Origin of the sequence: Arenimonas donghaensis DSM 18148 = HO3-R19 (assembly GCF_000743535.1) — a bacterium.
Taxonomy (GTDB): domain Bacteria; phylum Pseudomonadota; class Gammaproteobacteria; order Xanthomonadales; family Xanthomonadaceae; genus Arenimonas; species Arenimonas donghaensis.
On the sequence record NZ_AVCJ01000001.1, the window covers coordinates 248,983 to 265,492 of the forward strand.

General features: G+C 68.4%; 18 protein-coding genes and 2 tRNA genes. 17 read left to right on the plus strand and 3 right to left on the minus strand.

Features of this window, described 5'->3' with window-relative positions; translation table 11 throughout:
* Nucleotides 1-24 precede the first annotated feature (24 nt).
* From folD to tadA, 8 genes are all read left to right on the plus strand, one after another.
* Complete coding sequence (folD, locus tag N788_RS01220) at nt 25-900, plus strand: bifunctional methylenetetrahydrofolate dehydrogenase/methenyltetrahydrofolate cyclohydrolase FolD (RefSeq protein WP_034220167.1); 876 nt, start codon at nt 25-27, stop codon at nt 898-900.
* Nucleotides 901-917: 17 nt separating this feature from the next.
* Nucleotides 918-1,808, plus strand: coding sequence for a TRAP transporter TatT component family protein (locus N788_RS01225; RefSeq protein WP_034220170.1), 891 nt, complete (start codon nt 918-920; stop codon nt 1,806-1,808).
* A 13-nt stretch (nt 1,809-1,821) separates the two neighbouring features.
* Nucleotides 1,822-2,808 (plus strand): TRAP transporter substrate-binding protein DctP, encoded by a 987-nt coding sequence (dctP, locus tag N788_RS01230; protein WP_034220173.1) that lies wholly within the window; start codon nt 1,822-1,824, stop codon nt 2,806-2,808.
* Between the two features lie 3 nt (nt 2,809-2,811).
* Nucleotides 2,812-3,297 carry a TRAP transporter small permease gene (locus tag N788_RS01235; protein WP_051924222.1) on the plus strand — a complete coding sequence of 162 codons (486 nt, stop codon included), beginning with the start codon at nt 2,812-2,814 and terminating at the stop codon, nt 3,295-3,297.
* Nucleotides 3,294-4,574, plus strand: a complete 1,281-nt coding sequence (locus tag N788_RS01240; RefSeq protein WP_034220176.1) for a TRAP transporter large permease — start codon at nt 3,294-3,296, stop codon at nt 4,572-4,574. The genes N788_RS01235 and N788_RS01240 overlap by 4 nt, the downstream gene beginning before the upstream one ends.
* Before the next feature lie 108 nt (nt 4,575-4,682).
* The gene (guaB, locus tag N788_RS01245; RefSeq protein WP_034220178.1) at nt 4,683-6,140 is read left to right on the plus strand and encodes an IMP dehydrogenase; all 1,458 of its coding nucleotides are present in this window, start codon (nt 4,683-4,685) and stop codon (nt 6,138-6,140) included.
* A 9-nt stretch (nt 6,141-6,149) separates the two neighbouring features.
* Nucleotides 6,150-7,718, plus strand: coding sequence for a glutamine-hydrolyzing GMP synthase (gene guaA, locus N788_RS01250; protein ID WP_034220180.1), 1,569 nt, complete (start codon nt 6,150-6,152; stop codon nt 7,716-7,718).
* A complete protein-coding gene (gene tadA / locus N788_RS01255) occupies nt 7,715-8,197 on the plus strand; it encodes a tRNA adenosine(34) deaminase TadA (RefSeq protein ID WP_034220182.1) in 483 nt (160 codons plus the stop codon). Before guaA ends, tadA begins: the two co-directional genes overlap by 4 nt.
* Nucleotide 8,198: 1 nt before the next feature.
* Here tadA and N788_RS01260 read toward each other — a convergent pair whose 3' ends face one another.
* Nucleotides 8,199-8,666 carry a DUF2721 domain-containing protein gene (locus N788_RS01260; protein WP_034220183.1) on the minus strand — a complete coding sequence of 156 codons (468 nt, stop codon included), beginning with the start codon at nt 8,664-8,666 and terminating at the stop codon, nt 8,199-8,201.
* Nucleotides 8,667-8,732: 66 nt separating this feature from the next.
* On the opposite strand from N788_RS01260, the gene orn reads away from it, so the two are divergent.
* A complete protein-coding gene (gene orn / locus N788_RS01265; protein WP_034220642.1) occupies nt 8,733-9,308 on the plus strand; it encodes an oligoribonuclease in 576 nt (191 codons plus the stop codon).
* 8 nt (nt 9,309-9,316) lie between these two features.
* Here orn and N788_RS01270 read toward each other — a convergent pair whose 3' ends face one another.
* Entirely contained in the window at nt 9,317-10,345 is a 1,029-nt protein-coding gene (locus tag N788_RS01270) for a mechanosensitive ion channel family protein (protein ID WP_051924223.1), read from the minus strand.
* Nucleotides 10,345-12,717, minus strand: coding sequence for a phosphoenolpyruvate synthase (gene ppsA, locus N788_RS01275; protein ID WP_034220186.1), 2,373 nt, complete (start codon nt 12,715-12,717; stop codon nt 10,345-10,347). Before ppsA ends, N788_RS01270 begins: the two co-directional genes overlap by 1 nt.
* An 85-nt stretch (nt 12,718-12,802) precedes the next feature.
* Between ppsA and ppsR the strand changes: the two genes are divergently transcribed.
* The 8 genes from ppsR (at nt 12,803) to N788_RS01315 (ending at nt 16,509) form a co-directional block, all read left to right on the plus strand.
* Nucleotides 12,803-13,624, plus strand: a complete 822-nt coding sequence (gene ppsR, locus N788_RS01280) for a posphoenolpyruvate synthetase regulatory kinase/phosphorylase PpsR (RefSeq protein WP_034220189.1) — start codon at nt 12,803-12,805, stop codon at nt 13,622-13,624.
* Nucleotides 13,625-13,640: 16 nt separating this feature from the next.
* The gene (locus N788_RS01285; protein ID WP_034220190.1) at nt 13,641-14,141 is read left to right on the plus strand and encodes a DUF1249 domain-containing protein; all 501 of its coding nucleotides are present in this window, start codon (nt 13,641-13,643) and stop codon (nt 14,139-14,141) included.
* A gap of 43 nt (nt 14,142-14,184) precedes the next feature.
* Nucleotides 14,185-14,260, plus strand: a tRNA-Ala gene (locus N788_RS01290).
* A gap of 20 nt (nt 14,261-14,280) precedes the next feature.
* Nucleotides 14,281-14,356, plus strand: a tRNA-Glu gene (locus N788_RS01295).
* 98 nt (nt 14,357-14,454) lie between these two features.
* Nucleotides 14,455-15,186, plus strand: coding sequence for a beta-ketoacyl synthase chain length factor (locus N788_RS01300; protein WP_034220193.1), 732 nt, complete (start codon nt 14,455-14,457; stop codon nt 15,184-15,186).
* On the plus strand, nt 15,179-15,964 hold the full coding sequence (locus N788_RS01305) for a lysophospholipid acyltransferase family protein (RefSeq protein ID WP_034220194.1): 786 nt from the start codon (nt 15,179-15,181) through the stop codon (nt 15,962-15,964). The genes N788_RS01300 and N788_RS01305 overlap by 8 nt, the downstream gene beginning before the upstream one ends.
* Nucleotides 15,945-16,205, plus strand: coding sequence for a phosphopantetheine-binding protein (locus N788_RS01310; RefSeq protein ID WP_034220196.1), 261 nt, complete (start codon nt 15,945-15,947; stop codon nt 16,203-16,205). The genes N788_RS01305 and N788_RS01310 overlap by 20 nt, the downstream gene beginning before the upstream one ends.
* Nucleotides 16,206-16,239: 34 nt before the next feature.
* Nucleotides 16,240-16,509, plus strand: a complete 270-nt coding sequence (locus N788_RS01315; RefSeq protein ID WP_034220199.1) for an acyl carrier protein — start codon at nt 16,240-16,242, stop codon at nt 16,507-16,509.
* Nucleotide 16,510 lies beyond the last annotated feature (1 nt).

A 16,510-nucleotide genomic window follows, 5' to 3' on the forward strand; every position in this document is an offset into this window, starting at 1 on the left:
GTGGGGTTCGGGGATAATCGTGCCATGAGCGCCCGCATTCTCGACGGCAAGGGCATTGCCGATACCCTCCTGGTCGACCTCGCGCAGCGCGTGAAAGCCCGGCTGGCCGCCGGAAAGTGCGCGCCAGGCCTGGCGGTCGTGTTGGTGGGGGCGGATCCGGCCTCGGCGGTTTACGTGCGCAACAAGCGCCGGGCGGCGAAGAAGGTCGGCATCCGCGCCGTCGACTTCGACCTGCCGGCCGCTGCCTCCGATGCCGAGCTGGCCGCGCTGATCGATCGCCTCAACGCCGATCCGGACATCCACGGCATCCTGGTGCAGCTGCCGCTGCCGGGGAACCGGGACGCCAGCTGGCTGATCAATCGCATCGACCCGCGCAAGGACGTGGACGGATTCCACCCGGAAAACGTCGGCCACCTGGCCCTGCGCCAGTTCGGCCTGCGACCCTGCACGCCACGCGGCATCACCACTTTGCTGGCCTACACCGACCAGCCGGTTCGCGGTCGCAGCGCCACCATCGTCGGCGTCAGCAACCACGTCGGCCGGCCGATGGCGCTGGAACTGCTGATCGCCGGTTGCACCACCACCAGCTGCCACAAGTTCACGCCGCAGGACGTACTGCGTCGCCATGTCGGCGAGGCCGATATCCTGGTGGTCGCGGTCGGACGGCCCGGCATCGTGCCCGGGGAGTGGGTCAAGCCCGGCGCCGTGGTCATCGACGTCGGCATCAACCGGCTCGATGACGGCCGCCTGGTCGGCGACGTCGGTTTCCAGGCCGCCGCCGAGCGGGCCAGCTGGATCACCCCGGTGCCCGGCGGCGTCGGCCCGATGACCGTGGCGACGCTGATGCAGAACACGCTGGAAGCCGCCGAAGCGCTCGACGCCGCGCAATCGTCACGCTGAGCCGGCACACTGGGCCCATGTCCGACCCCGTGCACCCGACCCGCCTGCTCCGGATGATCGCCGCCAGCGTCGTCCTGCTGGTGCTGGCCGGCTGCGCCGCGGTCGTGGGCCGGGCAGGGGACCGGTTCGCGCATGACCTGGGCGCCGCCGTCTACGACAGCAACGATCCTGCAACGGTCCGCGATGGCCTGCCGGCCTACCTGTTGCTGCTCGACGCCCTGGTCCAGGGGCAGGCGCCGGGCAAGGCCGCCAACGCGCCGCTGCTTTTCGCCGCCGCCAGCCTCAATGGCGCCTACGCCGGCAGCTTCACCGGCGACGACACGCTGCGGGCGCAGCGCCTGTCGGAAAAGTCCCTCGATTACGCCCGGCGCGGCACCTGCCTGCGCGATGCCGGCCTGTGCCAGGCCATGGCCGGCCCGGTCGAACCCTTCGAGGCCGAGGTGGCCGCGGCCGGCGTCGACGACGTGGACACCCTGTACGCGCTCGGTGCCGCCTGGGCAGGCTACCTGCAGGCCCATCGCGACGACTGGGGCGCGATCGCCGAACTGCCCAAGATCCAGGCCCTGCTCGAACGGGTGGTGGCCCTGGACCCCGGCCACGACCGGGGCATGGCGCGGGTCTACCTGGGGGTGCTGCACTCGCTGCGGCCGGAAGCCGTCGGTGGCCGCCCCGACATCGGCCGTGGCCACTTCGAAGCGGCCATCGCCCAGTCAGGCGGCCGCAACCTCTACGCCAAGGTGCTGATGGCGGAAACCTATTCCCGGCTGGTGTTCGACCAGGCGCTGCACGACCGGCTGCTGGCCGAGGTCCTGGCCGCTGATCCCGCCGAACCGGGTTTTACCCTGATGAACGTGCTGGCCCAGGAGCGTGCGCATGCGCTGGTGGCCAGCGGCAAGGACTTTTTCTGATCCGGGAGTCGCCATGTTCCGCCTGCTGCTGACCTGCCTGCTGCTCGCGTCCTCGTGGTCCGCCGCGGCCCAGGTGCTCAAGATCGCCACCCTGGCTCCCGAGGGGTCGGCCTGGATGCGCGAACTGCGCGCCGCCGCCGACGAAGTCGGGCAGGGCAGCAACGGCCGGATGCAGGTGAAGTTCTACCCCGGCGGCGTCATGGGCAACGACGCCGTCGTGCTGCGCAAGATGCGCCTTGGGCAGCTGCAGGGGGGCGTGCTCACGTCCAGCGAGCTGTCCCTGGTCTATCCGGACGCGCCGGTCTACAGCCTGCCTTTCATGTTCGACGACTGGGACGACGTGCAGCGCGCCCGTGCCGCCGTCGACCCGCTGCTGGCCAAGGGTTTCCAGGAACGTGGCCTGCGCATGCTGGGCGTGTCCGGCGTCGGCTTCGCCTACCTGATGGGTGACCGCCCGCTGCGCGACCGGGGCGACGTCGCGGGCATCAAGTTGTGGGTGCCGCAGAACGACGTCATCGCCATCCGCACTTTCGAGGCCGCCGGCATCAGTCCGATCCCGCTGCCCATCGGCGACGTCTTCACCAGCCTGCAGACCGGCATGGTGGACACGGTGGCCAACACCCCGAGCGGCGCCATCGCGCTGCAGTGGCACGGCAAGCTCGGGCACATGGTGGACCTGCCGCTGACCTTCGTCATCGGTTACCTCGTGCTCGACGAGAAGGCCTGGAAGCGGCTCTCCCCGGCGGACCAGCAACTGCTGGCGACGGCCTTTGGCAACGCCGCGACGCGCATGGATGCCACCGTCAAGCGCGACAACCTGGCCGCGCTCGAGGCCTTGAAGAAGCAGGGCATGCAGGTCAACGCCCTGGCGCCCGAAGAAGCCGCGCGCTGGCGTGCCGCCGGTGCCGGCGTGGTCGCCGACATGGAGGCCAGGGGTGAACTCTCGCCCGTGGTCATGACCGCCCTGCGGCGCGCCCTGGCCGGGTCCGGGGACGACTGAGGCATGAGCCGCGCCTGGGTCCGGCGCCTGCACCAGGCGGAGGACGTACTGCTGGCGTCCTTGCTGGGATCCTTGCTGCTGCTGTCGCTGGCACAGATCGCGCTGCGGCTTTTTTTCGACACCGGCCTGGCCTGGGCTGAACCGGTCGGCCGCGCCGGCGTGCTCTGGCTGGCGCTGCTGGGCGCCCTGGGCGCCACCCGCCGCCATCGCCACATCGCCATCGACGCCTTGCCGCGCCTGCTGCCGCCCGGGGCGCGGCGGGTGGCCTGGGCGGTGGCGCAGGCCTCGACGGCGGTGCTCTGCGCCGGCATGGCCTGGCTGGGCTGGGGACTGGTGCAGCTCGAGCGCGAGATGCCCTTGCCCTTCGTCGCCGGCGTGCCCAGTTGGGTGCCGATGCTGGCGCTGCCGCTTGGCTTTGGCCTGATGGCGCTGCGTTTCGCGATCGCCGCCGCGGCGCCGCCGCCAGCGCCGATGGATTCGACGTCATGAGCCTGGGCCTGGGCCTGCTGCTGATCGCCCTGCTGGCGGCGCTGGGCAAGCCGCTGTTCGCGGTGATCCTGGCCGTGGCCCTGCTGGGCTTTCACCTGGCCGGCTACGACCTGATGGTGGTGGCGGTCGAGGTCTACCGCCTGGGCGACCTGCCCGGGCTGGTGGCGATCCCGCTGTTCACCCTGGCGGGATACCTGCTGGGCGAAAGCGGGGCACCCGGCCGGCTGGTCCGGCTGTCGAACGCGCTGCTGGGCTGGTTGCCCGGCGGCCTGGCGATCGTGGCCATCGTCGCCTGCGCGCTGTTCACCGCCTTCACCGGGGCCTCGGGCGTGACCATCGTCGCGCTCGGCGCGTTGCTGTACCCGGCGCTGCGTGAGGCGGGCTATTCCGAGCGCTACAGCCTGGGCCTGGTTACTTCGGCGGGCAGCCTGGGCCTGCTGTTCGCGCCGTCGCTGCCGCTGATCGTCTACGGCTTCGTGGCCGGGCAAGTGGGTGGGCCGACGCCGGTGACCATCCCCGATTTGTTCCTGGCCGGGCTGCTTCCGGGCCTGCTGATGATCGCGATGCTGTCGGCCCATGCGATGTGGGCGGGGCGGGGCCTGGCCAGTGCCCGCCGTGGCTTCGACGGCCGGGAACTGCGGCAGGCGCTGAAGGAGTGCGCCTGGGAGCTGCCGCTGCCGGTGATCGTGCTGGGCGCGATCTATTCGGGAGCGCTCGCCGCCAGTGAAACCGCAGCTGTTACAGCACTTTATGTGTTCATCGTAATTGTTTGTATAAAAAGGGAAATAAGCTGGTCGAAACTGCCTGGCGTGATGGCCGAATCGATGCGCCTGGTCGGCGCCATCCTGATGATCCTGGCCGCGGCGCTGGCACTGTCGAACTGGCTGGTGGACCAGCAGGTGCCGACCCGGCTGTTCGAGTGGATCAGCCGGCACGTGGACAGCCCGTGGGTATTCCTGGGCCTGCTGAACCTGTTCCTGCTGGCCGTGGGCATGCTGCTGGACATCTTCTCGGCCATCGTCATCCTGGCGCCGCTGCTGATCCCGGTCGCCGCGGCCTTCGGCATCCACCCGGTGCACCTGGGCATCGTGATGCTGGCCAACCTGCAGCTGGGCTACTTCACGCCGCCGGTCGGCATGAACCTGTTCATCGCCGCCTACCGCTTCTCCAAGCCCATCGGCACCCTGGTCCGGGCCTGCCTGCCGTTTTTCCTGGTGCTGGGGCTGGCGGTCGCGCTGCTGACCTGGTGGCCGGCCTTGAGCCTGGCGTTGCTGTAGTTGCCCCTGTGGGAGGGACTTCAGTCCCGAAGCTTTTCGGGACTGAAGTCCCTCCCACAGGGACCGACCGGCTATAATGCCGCGCTTCCTCTCCCCCGGAGCCGCTCCATGCTGCGCATCCAGGCCGAAGCGCTCACCTTCGACGACGTCTCGCTAGTTCCCGCCCACTCCGCGGTCCTGCCCAAGGACGTCAGTCTTGCCACGCAGCTCACGCGCGGCATCCGCCTGAACCTGCCGATCGTTTCGGCCGCCATGGACACCGTCACCGAAGCGCGCCTGGCGATCGCCATGGCCCAGCTCGGCGGCATCGGCATCATCCACAAGAACATGAGCCTGCAGCAGCAGGCGGCGCACGTGGCGCAGGTCAAGAATTTCGAGGCCGGCGTCATCCGCGAACCCTTCACCGTCGGTCCGGAAACCACCATCGGCGAAGTGATCAAGCTCACCCGTGCCCGCAACATCTCCGGCGTGCCGGTGGTGGACGGTGGCCGCCTGGTCGGCCTGGTCACCAGCCGCGACATGCGCTTCGAGAAGAAGCTCGACGATCCCGTCCGCCACATCATGACCAAGAAGGAAAAGCTGGTCACGGTGCGCGAAGGCGCCGGCGACGACGAAGTCCTGCAGCTGATGCACACCCACCGCATCGAGAAGGTGCTGGTGGTCGACGACCAGTTCGCCCTGCGCGGCCTGATCACCGTCAAGGACATCCAGAAGGCCCGCGACAACCCCAACGCCGCCAAGGACGCCGATGAGCAGCTGCTCGCCGGCGCCGCGGTTGGCGTCGGCGGCGACACCGAGGCCCGCATCGAGGCCCTCGTGGCCGCCGGCGTGGACGTGGTGGTGGTCGACACCGCCCATGGCCACAGCCAGGGCGTCATCGAGCGCGTCGCCTGGGTCAAGAAAACCTACCCGAACCTGCAGGTCATCGGCGGCAACATCGTCACCGGCGACGCCGCGCTGGCGCTGATGGACGCCGGCGCCGACGCGGTGAAGGTGGGCGTGGGCCCGGGCTCGATTTGCACCACCCGCATCGTCGCCGGTGTCGGCGTGCCCCAGATCACCGCCGTGGGCATGGTCGCCGACGCGCTCAAGGGCCGCATCCCGCTGATCGCCGACGGCGGCATCCGCTTCTCCGGCGACATCGCCAAGGCCCTGGTGGCCGGCGCCAGCGTCATCATGATCGGTGGCCTGTTCGCCGGCACCGAAGAGGCACCGGGCGAGGTCGAACTGTTCCAGGGCCGCAGCTACAAGAGCTACCGCGGCATGGGCTCGCTGGGCGCGATGGAGCTGGGCAGCAAGGACCGCTATTTCCAGGATGCCTCGGACGCCGACAAGCTGGTGCCCGAGGGCATCGAGGGCCGCGTCCCGTACCGCGGGCCGGTAGGCAACATCGTCCACCAGCTGGCCGGCGGCCTGCGCTCGTCGATGGGCTACGTCGGCTGCGCCAGCATCGAAGAGATGCGCACCAAGCCCAAGTTCGTCCGCGTCACCAATGCCGGCACCCGCGAGGCGCACGTGCACGACGTGACCATCACCAAAGAGCCGCCGAACTACCGGATGGGCTGATCCGACCCCATGACCGACATCCATAGCGACAAAATCCTGATCCTCGATTTCGGGGCGCAGTACACCCAGCTCATCGCCCGTCGCGTCCGCGAACTGGGCGTCTATTGCGAGATCTGGGCCTGGGACCACGACCCGGCCGAGATCGCCGCCTATGGCGCCCGGGGCATCATCCTCTCGGGTGGGCCGGAATCGACCACCGAAGCCGGCTCGCCGCGCGCGCCGCAGGAAGTCTTCGACGCCGGCGTGCCGATCCTGGGCATCTGCTACGGCATGCAGACCCTGGCGATGCAGCACGGCGGCAAGGTCGAAGCCGGCCACCACCGCGAGTTCGGTTATGCCGAGGTCGAGGTGACGGCGCCCTGCGAACTGTTCGACGACCTCAAGGACCACGCCGGCAGCCCGCCGCGGCTGGACGTGTGGATGAGCCACGGCGACCGCGTCACCCAGGTCCCGCCGGGGTTCGAGGTCGTCGGCCGCACCGATTCGGTGCCGATCATCGCCATGGCCGACAACACCCGGCGGTGGTACGGCGTGCAGTTCCACCCGGAAGTCACCCACACCAAGTCGGGGCAGCAGATGCTGCATCGCTTCGCGGTGGATATCTGCGGTTGCCGCACGCTGTGGACCGCGGCCAACATCATCGAGGACCAGGTCCAGCGCGTGCGCGAGCAGGTGGGCGAGGGCACGGTGCTGCTGGGCCTGTCCGGCGGCGTCGATTCGTCGGTGGTGGCGGCGCTGCTGCACAAGGCCATCGGCGACAAGCTGACCTGCGTGTTCGTCGACACCGGCCTGCTGCGCTGGCAGGAAGGCGACCAGGTGATGGCGATGTTCGCCGAGCACATGGGCGTGAAGGTCATCCGCGTGAATGCGGCCGACCGCTATTTCGATGCGCTGGCCGGCGTCGCCGACCCGGAAGCCAAGCGCAAGATCATCGGGCGGCTGTTCATCGAGATCTTCGACGAAGAGGCCAGCAAGCTCGACGACGTGCGCTGGCTGGCCCAGGGCACGATCTACCCCGACGTCATCGAGTCGGCCGGCTCCAAGACCGGCAAGGCCCACGTCATCAAGAGCCACCACAACGTCGGCGGCCTGCCCGAACACATGAAGCTGGGCCTGGTGGAACCGCTGCGCGAGCTGTTCAAGGACGAGGTGCGCCGCATCGGCGTCGAACTCGGCCTGCCGCGCGAGATGGTCTACCGGCATCCCTTCCCGGGTCCCGGCCTGGGCGTGCGCATCCTGGGCGAGGTCAAGCGCGAATACGCCGAGCTGCTGGCGCGGGCCGACGCGATCTTCATCGAAGAGCTGCGCAAGGCCGGCTGGTACGACAAGACCAGCCAGGCCTTCGCCGTGTTCCTGCCGGTCAAGTCGGTGGGGGTCGTCGGCGACGCCCGGGCCTACGAGTGGGTGATCGCGCTGCGCGCCGTGGAAACGGTCGATTTCATGACCGCGCACTGGGCGCACCTGCCCTACGAATTCCTCGACAAGGTTTCTCGTAGAATTATCAACGAGATACGAGATATTTCTCGCGTTGTTTATGACATCAGCGGGAAGCCGCCCGCGACCATCGAGTGGGAATGAAACCCGACTTCTCCGCCCAGGACACCGCCTGGATGCAGCAGGCCCTGGCGCTGGCCCGGCAGGCCGAAGCCGAGGGTGAGGTCCCGGTCGGCGCGGTGCTGGTCGGCCCGGACGGCGAATGCCTCGGCAAGGGCTGGAACCGCAACATCGCCGAGCATGATCCGACCGCACACGCGGAAATCGTCGCCATGCGCGAAGCCGGGCGGGCGCTTGGCAACCATCGCCTGGTCGGCTGCACCCTCTACGTGACGTTGGAGCCCTGTGCCATGTGTGCGATGGCCATGGTCCATGCGCGCCTGGCCCGGGTGGTCTACGGCGCCAAGGACCCCAAGACCGGCGCCGCCGGCAGCGTCTTCGACCTGCTGACCGATTCGCGACACAACCATCGACTCACCGCCCAGGGCGGGTTGCTGGGCGAAGAGGCGGGGCAGCGCCTGACCGACTATTTCCGCCGCAAGCGGGCCAGGCCGGGGCTCTGACTCAGTCGCTGCGTCCGCGACGGGACATTTCGATGTCCAGTTCGGCATCGAAATTGCGCACCGCCATCACCACTTCCAGGCCCATGAACAGGCTGGCCGCCAGCATGCTCAGCACGCCGGCGATCGCCAGCACGGTCGGGGCCAGGCCCATCCGGAAGCCGCTGAAGGCGTCCGCGGCCAACGCCAGGCTGGTGCCGACGAAGCAGCCCAGGGACACGTAGAGCATCACGCAGGCGCGCATCACATGGGTGGCGCGCGCCCGGTGGCGACGAATCTGCACCTCCAGCACGGCCCGGTGTTCGGTGGCCGTGGACTCCCACTGTCCCAGCACGCTGCGCAGGCGATCGACCACGCGCGCCAGCCGGTTGTTGGCCGAGATCAGCAGCGAGCCGGTAGCGGCCATCAGCAGGGCAGGGGCCAGCATCGAGGACAGGATGCGGTAGTGGTCGAGGTTGTCGAGCGGGAACATGGGCGGGCCTGGCGGCGTGTGGGTGCGCGGTATGATGCCGGCTTCGCCACCTTCACGGCCACCCGCATGCCCGCCAGTCCGAACAACCTGATCTGGATCGACCTGGAAATGACCGGCCTGGACCCGGACACCGATTCGGTCATCGAGATCGCCACCCTGGTCACCGACAGCCAGCTCAACATCCTGGCCGAAGGCCCCGAACTGGCCATCCGGCACCCGCTGGCGCGGCTCGAGGCGATGGACGACTGGAATCGGGGCACGCACACCCGCTCGGGGCTGTGGCAGCGGGTGCTCGACAGCGAGATCACGATGGCCCAGGCCGAGGCACTGACGATTGCCTTCCTGGCCGACTGGGTGCCGGCGGGGAAGTCGCCGATCTGCGGCAACTCCATCTGCCAGGACCGACGCTTCCTGGTGCGGCACATGCCGCGCCTGGAACGTTATTTCCACTACCGCAACCTGGACGTCTCCACGCTCAAGGAATTGTCGCGGCGCTGGTCGCCGCAGGTGTTGGCGGGCGTGGAGAAGGTCGGGGCGCATACCGCGCTTTCCGATATCCGCGAATCGGTGAAGGAGCTGGCGCATTACCGCCGGCACATGGGCCGGCTCGGCGGGCTGCCGGAGGCAGGCGACGGCGCCTGAGCCCCGGCTCAGTCCTTGGGGTCGGAGACCAGCCGCACCTGCGGCGATTCGAGCACCTTGCCGTCCTGGCCGTGGTGGTAGATGTGCAGGTCGCGCTGCGGGAACGGGATGGAGATGCCGATCTCGCCGAAGTTGCGGTGCACGGCTTCCTTGAGGTCGCTGCCGGTGGCGATGTAGTCCGGGGTTTGGGTCCAGGCCCGCAGCACCAGGTCCACGCTCGACTCGCCCAGCCCGGTGACCAGCACCTGCGGTTCGGGGTCCTTGAGCACCTTCTCATGCCCGTGCGCCAGCGCCATCAGCGCTTCCCGGGCCTTCTTGATGTCGTCGTCGTAGCCGATGCCGATGGCCAGGTCGATGCGACGCTGCCCGCGCGCCGTGTAATTGATGATGGGCGCCGTGGTGATTTCGCTGTTGGGCAGCACGATGTCGTGGTTCTGGTAGGCCCGCAGCACCGTCTGGAAGATGCCGACGCGCTCGACCACGCCTTCTTCGCCGGCGGCCTGCACCGCGTCGCCGGCCCGGAACGGCCGCAGCACGATCAGCATCACGCCGGCGGCGATGTTCGACAGGGAATCCTTCAGCGCCAGGCCGATCGCCAGGCCGGCGGCACCGAGCACCGCCAGCAGGGACGTGGTCGGCACGCCGATCGCATCGAGCACCGCCACGAACACCACCACCAGGCCAACGACACGCACCAGGTTGCCCAGGAAGTTGCGCAGGATTTCTTCCATGCCCGAGCGCACCATCACCCGGTCGGCGCCTCGCACCAGCAGCTTGATCAGGAACCAGCCAACCAGGCCAACGGCAATCGCCAGCATGACCTTCACGGCCCAGGGCGGCATGTTGAGCAGGTCGGCCAGCTGCGATTCGACGCCGTCTATCCGTGACGCCGCACGCGCCGCGGCGTCCGCGGCCTCCGCGGCCTCACTGGCCGATTCGGCGGCCTGCTCGACGGTCCCGGCCGCATCGGCGCTGGCCGCGGCGGCCTGGGAGGGGGTGGATGGATCGTTCGTCGGGGCAGGGGTCGCCTGGGTCATCAATTCGCCTTTAGTTTGGCCAGTCGCAGCCAGGTATCAATGACGGTATCGGGGTTGAGCGATACCGATTCGATGCCCTGCTGCATCAACCAGTCGGCCAGGTCGGGGTGGTCGGACGGGCCCTGGCCACAGATTCCGATGTACTTGCCCTTGGCTTTCGCGGCGGAAATGGCCATGGACAGCAGCTTCTTGACGGCGGGATCGCGCTCGTCGAAGAGATGGGCAACGATACCCGAATCGCGGTCCAGGCCGAGTGAAAGCTGGGTGAGGTCGTTCGAGCCGATCGAAAAACCATCGAACATTTCGAGGAATTCATCGGCGAGCAGCGCGTTCGAGGGCAGCTCGCACATCATGATGATCTTGAGTCCGTTTTCGCCGCGCTTGAGTCCATTGGCTTCCAGCGTTTCGATCACGGCCCGGCCCTCGGCCAGGGTGCGGACGAACGGGATCATGATCCAGCAGTTGGTCAGGCCCATCTCGTCGCGGACCTTGCGCACGGCCCGGCACTCGAGCGCGAAACACTCCCGGAACTCGGGGTGCACGTAGCGCGAGGCGCCGCGGAACCCGATCATCGGGTTCTCCTCGTGCGGCTCGTACTGCTTACCACCGACCAGGTTGGCGTATTCGTTGGACTTGAAGTCCGACAACCGCACGATGACCGCATTGGGCGCGAAGGCGGCCGTCAGGGTGGCGATGCCCTCGACCAGGCGCTCGACGTAGAAGGACACCGGGTCGGCATAACCGGCGGTGATCTGGTCGATCTGCTTCCTGATGTCGGCCGGCTGCTTCGAATACTCCAGCAGCGCCCGCGGATGCACGCCGATCTGGCGGGCGATGATGAACTCCAGGCGCGCCAGGCCGATGCCCTGGTTGGGCAACTGGGCAAAGTCGAAGGCCCGCTCGGGGTTGCCGACGTTCATCATGATCTTCAGCGGCGCCGGCGGCATGTTGCCCAGGTCCGTGGTGGTGACCTCGAAACCCAGCTTGCCGTCGTAGATGTAGCCGGTATCGCCCTCGGAGCAGCTGACGGTGACGTCGGCGCCCTCCGGGATCGACTGCATGGCGTCGCCGGTGCCGACGACGGCCGGCACGCCCAGTTCGCGGGCGATGATGGCGGCGTGGCAGGTGCGACCGCCGCGGTTGGTGACGATGGCCGCGGCGCGCTTCATGATCGGCTCCCAGTCCGGGTCGGTCATGTCGGCCACCAGGACGTCGCCGGGCTCGAACTTGCTCATCTCGGCCAGGCTGCGCACGATGCGCGCCTTGCCGGCGCCGATCTTGTGGCCGATGGCGCGGCCTTCCGACAGCACCTCGCCGCGCTTGTCGAGGTGGAAACGTTCGATCTGGGTGGCGTGCGAGCGCGACTTCACCGTTTCCGGGCGCGCCTGCACGATGTAGAGCTTGCCGGTGTTGCCGTCCTTGGCCCACTCGATGTCCATCGGACGCTCGTAGTGTTTTTCGATGACCAGGGCCTGGCGGGAGAGCTCCTCGACATCGGCGTCGGAGATCGAGAACTGGCGCTGCAGTTCGACCGGCGTGTCTTCGGTCCTGACCCGCTCGCCGGGCGCATCGGAATACACCATGCGCAGCTGCTTGCTGCCCAGGGTGCGACGCAGCACGGCCGGCTTGCCCTGCTCAAGGGTGGGCTTGTAAACGTAGAACTCGTCGGGATTGACCGCGCCCTGGACCACCATCTCGCCCAGGCCGAAGCTGGAGGTCACGAAGACCACGTCGCGGAAGCCCGACTCGGTGTCGAGCGTGAACAGCACGCCCGAGGCGCCGATGTCCGAACGCACCATCAGCTGCACGCCGGCGCTGAGGAAGACGTCTTCGTGCTTGAAGCCGTGGTGCACCCGGTAGGCGATGGCGCGGTCGTTGTAGAGGCTGGCGAAGACCTCCTTGACCTTGCGCACCACGTCGTCCTCGCCGGTGACGTTGAGGAAGGTCTCCTGCTGGCCCGCGAAGCTGGCGTCGGGCAGGTCCTCGGCGGTGGCCGACGAGCGCACGGCCACGGCGATGTCGCCGGCACCGGCGTCCTCGCACATGCGGCGATAGCCATCGCGGATGGCCTGGTCGAGCTCGGGCTGCAGCGGCGCCTCGATGACCCAGCCGCGGATCTCGCCGCCGGCCTTGACCAGCGCCTCGACGTCCTCGACGTCCAGGTCGGCCAGACGATCAAAGATGCGCTGGCTCAGGTTGTTGTGGGCGATGAAGCGCCGGAAGGCATCGGCGGTGGTGGCGAAACCGCCGGGCACCGACACCCCGAGCTGGGCCAGGTGGCCGATCATCTCGCCGAGCGAGGAATTCTTGCCGCCGACCTGGGCCAGGTCGGTCAGGCGAAGTTCGTGGAGCCAGAGGACGTCGGCGTTCAAGGGGGTCTCCGTACGCAGCCAAGCTGCGTATGATGCGACCCGAGCGCACGCCATACAAGCTTGAATTTTCTGGAGAAAGCAGGGCATGGAAGGGATCAGGCCGGTTTTTTACGTCTCCGACGGCACGGGCATTACGGCCGAAACCATTGGCCACAGCCTGCTGACCCAGTTCAGCGACGTCGAGGTCACCACCCGGCGCATCGCTTTCGTGGACAGCGTCGAGAAGGCCGACGCCGCGGTGGCCGAGATCCGGGCCGCCGGCGAGTCCAGCGGGCTGCGGCCGGTGGTGGTCAATACCGTCGTCGACCCCGACCTCAACGCCCTGCTGGCCGAGAGCGGCGCCCTGATGCTGGACGTCTTCGCGCCCTTCATCAGCCCGCTGGAGCAGGAGCTGGGGCTCAAGCGCCAGGCCCGGGTCGGCCGCGCCCACGGACTGGTGGATTTCGCCGCCTACGAACAGCGCATCAACGCCACCAACTACGCGCTCACCCACGACGACGGCATGGACATCCATTACGACGATGCCGACGTCCTGCTGGTCGGCGTGTCGCGTTCCGGAAAGACGCCGACCTGCCTCTACCTGGCCCTGCATTACGGCGTGAAGGCGGCCAACTACCCGCTGACCGAAGAGGACCTGGAGGGCCGCGAACTGCCGCGACGCCTGCGCGCCCACCGCAGCAAGCTGTTCGGGCTGAGCATCGACCCCGAGCGCCTGTCCCATATCCGGGAGGAGCGCCGCCCCAATTCCCGCTACGCCAAGCTCGACACCTGCCGGTCGGAAGTGCTGGCGGCCGAGGCCCTGTTCCGCCAGGAAAACATCCCGGTGCTGAGCACCACGCATACCTCGATCGAGGAAATCGCCGGCAAGGTTTTGGCCAAGCTGGGCATCCACCGGCACATGTACTAGGTGCTAGCATCGGGCCATGCCTGCTGCCGCGCATAAACCCCGGTTCCCGCCGCGAATGGGCCGCTTCGAGTGGCTCATGGGGCTGTATGGCGAGAACTTCGGCCGCCTGACCCGGATGTTCCAGCCGCAGGTGCTGGTCGAGGGACGCTACCTGTCGCGGGTGCCCGGGGGTCTGGACCTTCAGGTCGACGTGCTGGCCCAGCACGCCTACACGGTCGAACTCCGCCTGAGCTACCTGATGATCGACGCCCGGACCGGCCAGCCCGACCCCTCGGCCTACGTCCGCCTTTACCGCGACGCACGCCAGGCGGAGGCCACGCACTGCTACGTGGGCCGCCACTGGCAGGACGTGCTTGGTCTGCGGCCGAGCGTGCAGGCCCTGGTCGGCCACCGGCTCCGGATGAACGGATTCCTAAACAAGTGGCTCGACTATCTGGAAGGGCAGGGCCACGGCCCGCACTCGCTTACCGACGGCGACCCGAGCCCTGCGGAGAAGAAAAACGTCGCATGCGCTTGACGGATTAGCGAGGCATGTCTAAACTTCCGCTTCTTCCTTCGGTGGGGCTATAGCTCAGCTGGGAGAGCGCTACAATGGCATTGTAGAGGTCATCGGTTCGATCCCGATTAGCTCCACCACCCGATTCAAAGTGTTCACTGTCCCCATCGTCTAGAGGCCTAGGACATTACCCTTTCACGGTAGCGACCGGGGTTCGAATCCCCGTGGGGACGCCACTTGAGCGTCGTGAAAAAGCCCGGCTCCGGCCGGGCTTTTTCTTTGTCCGCACTGCGGCCAACATGGCGCCTGGGAACAGACCGGGGAGCGACAAAGGATGCACAACCGATTCATCGTCGCCGACTGGTCCGCCTTCGCGTCCGGCCTGGACAGCCCCGAGGACTGGCGGGCCTGGGCACGGGCACCGCGACTGCCGGAAGGCGATCCGATGCCGGCCCTGGCCGAGATGCCGGCCATGCAGCGGCGGCGGCTGGAGCGGCTGGGACGCATGGCGCTGCAGGTGGCCTGGCGCCTGCAGCCGGAGCCCGAGCCCGAGGTGCCGGTGGTGTTTTCCTCTCGCCATGGCGACATCACCCGCACCTTCCAGATGTTGCGCGACCTGGCGCGCGGCGAGCCGCTGTCGCCGACCCAGTTCGGCCTGTCCACGCACAACGCCGTGATCGCCCAGTATTCGATCGCCCGCGGCCTCACCGGCAACTACCTGGCGACCTCGGCCGGCCGCGAGTCCCCGGAAGCCGCAGTCACCGAAGCGCTGGGCCTGCTCGCCGACGGTGCCGGTTCGGTCGTGGTGGTGCACTGCGACGACCGCACGCCGGAAGACTATGCGGGCTACCGCGACGAGCCCGAAGCCCCGTTTGCCTGGGCCTGGCGGCTGCGGCAGCCCGGCGCCGGCGAACCGGCCCTTTGCCTGTCGCCGGCCGGCGAGGGCAGGGCGGTCGCCGGTGCGGGCGGGTTGCCGCATGGCCTGGACGTCCTGCGGTGGTTCCTCTCGGGCGACGCCAGCCTGCTGGCCCCGGCGTCCGGGCGGCGCTGGACCCGCGATGGCTGACCTGGCCGGCCGGGCCTGGCGGACCTTCGGCACCGCGGTTTCGTTCGTGGCCTTCGGGCTGGGCGGACTGGTGCTGGGCCTGCTGGTCTTCCCGCTGCTGCGGCTGGCCGTCCGCGACCCGGCGCGCCTGGGTGGACTGGCGCGCGGGCTCATCCAGCGCAGCTTCGCCGGCCACATCGCACTGATGCACCGGCTGGGCGTGCTCAGCTACGAGCTGCACGGGCTCGAACGGCTCGATCGCCGCGGGTTGCTGGTGCTGGCCAACCACCCGACGCTGATCGACGTGGTGTTCCTGGTGTCGCTGATCCCCCAGGCCGACTGCGTCGTCAAGTCGCGCCTGCTCGCCAACCCCTTCACCCGCGGCCCGGTCCGCGCCACCGGCTATGTCTGCAACGACAGCGGCGCCGGCCTGGTCGAGGACTGCATCCGGACGGTGCAGTCGGGCCGCAACCTGGTGATCTTCCCGGAGGGCACCCGCACCCCGCGGGGCCAGGCCCTGGGACCCCTGCAGCGCGGCGCCGCCAACATCGCGGTGCGCGGCCGCATCGACGTCACCCCGGTGCTGGTCACCTGCCAGCCGCGAACCTTGGCCAAGGGTGAGAAATGGTATCGTGTGCCTTCACGGCGATTTCACGTCAGGATCGAGGTGTTGCCGGACATCCCGGTCGCTCCTTTCCTGGACGGAGCCGCGGCCGAAGCACTGGCCGCCCGGCGCCTGACCGAAACCCTGGACCACTTCTTCAAGACGGAGCTGTCGCGTGTCGGCGCTGCAAACTGAAATCAAGGAACTGATCATCGCCACGCTGTCGCTCGAGGACATCACGCCCGGTGACATCGACGCGTCCGCGCCCCTGTTCAACGAAGGCCTGGGCCTGGATTCGATCGACGCGCTGGAGCTGGGCCTGGCCCTGCAAAAGCGCTACGGCGTGACCCTCGCGGCCGATTCGGCCGAAACCCGCCAGCATTTCGCCAGCGTCGATGCACTGTGTGCCTTCGTCGCCGCGAACCAGAAGCCGTAAGCCCGGCCCCGGGCCGGAGCAAGAGTTCCAGAAAATGACCAAGGACCAGCTCTTCCAACGCATCGTCGGCATCCTGCACGACACCTTCGACATCGAACCGGACCGGGTGACGCCGGACTCGCGCCTGGGCGAGGACCTGGACATCGACAGCATCGACGCGGTCGACCTGATTGTGCAGCTCAAGCCGCTGCTGGGCGGCAACCTCAGGCCCGAGGCCTTCCGCTCGGTGCGCACCGTCCAGGACGTCGTGGACGCGCTGTATTCGATGATGCACGCCGGCGACGGTTCCGCCGCGGTCGGCTGAA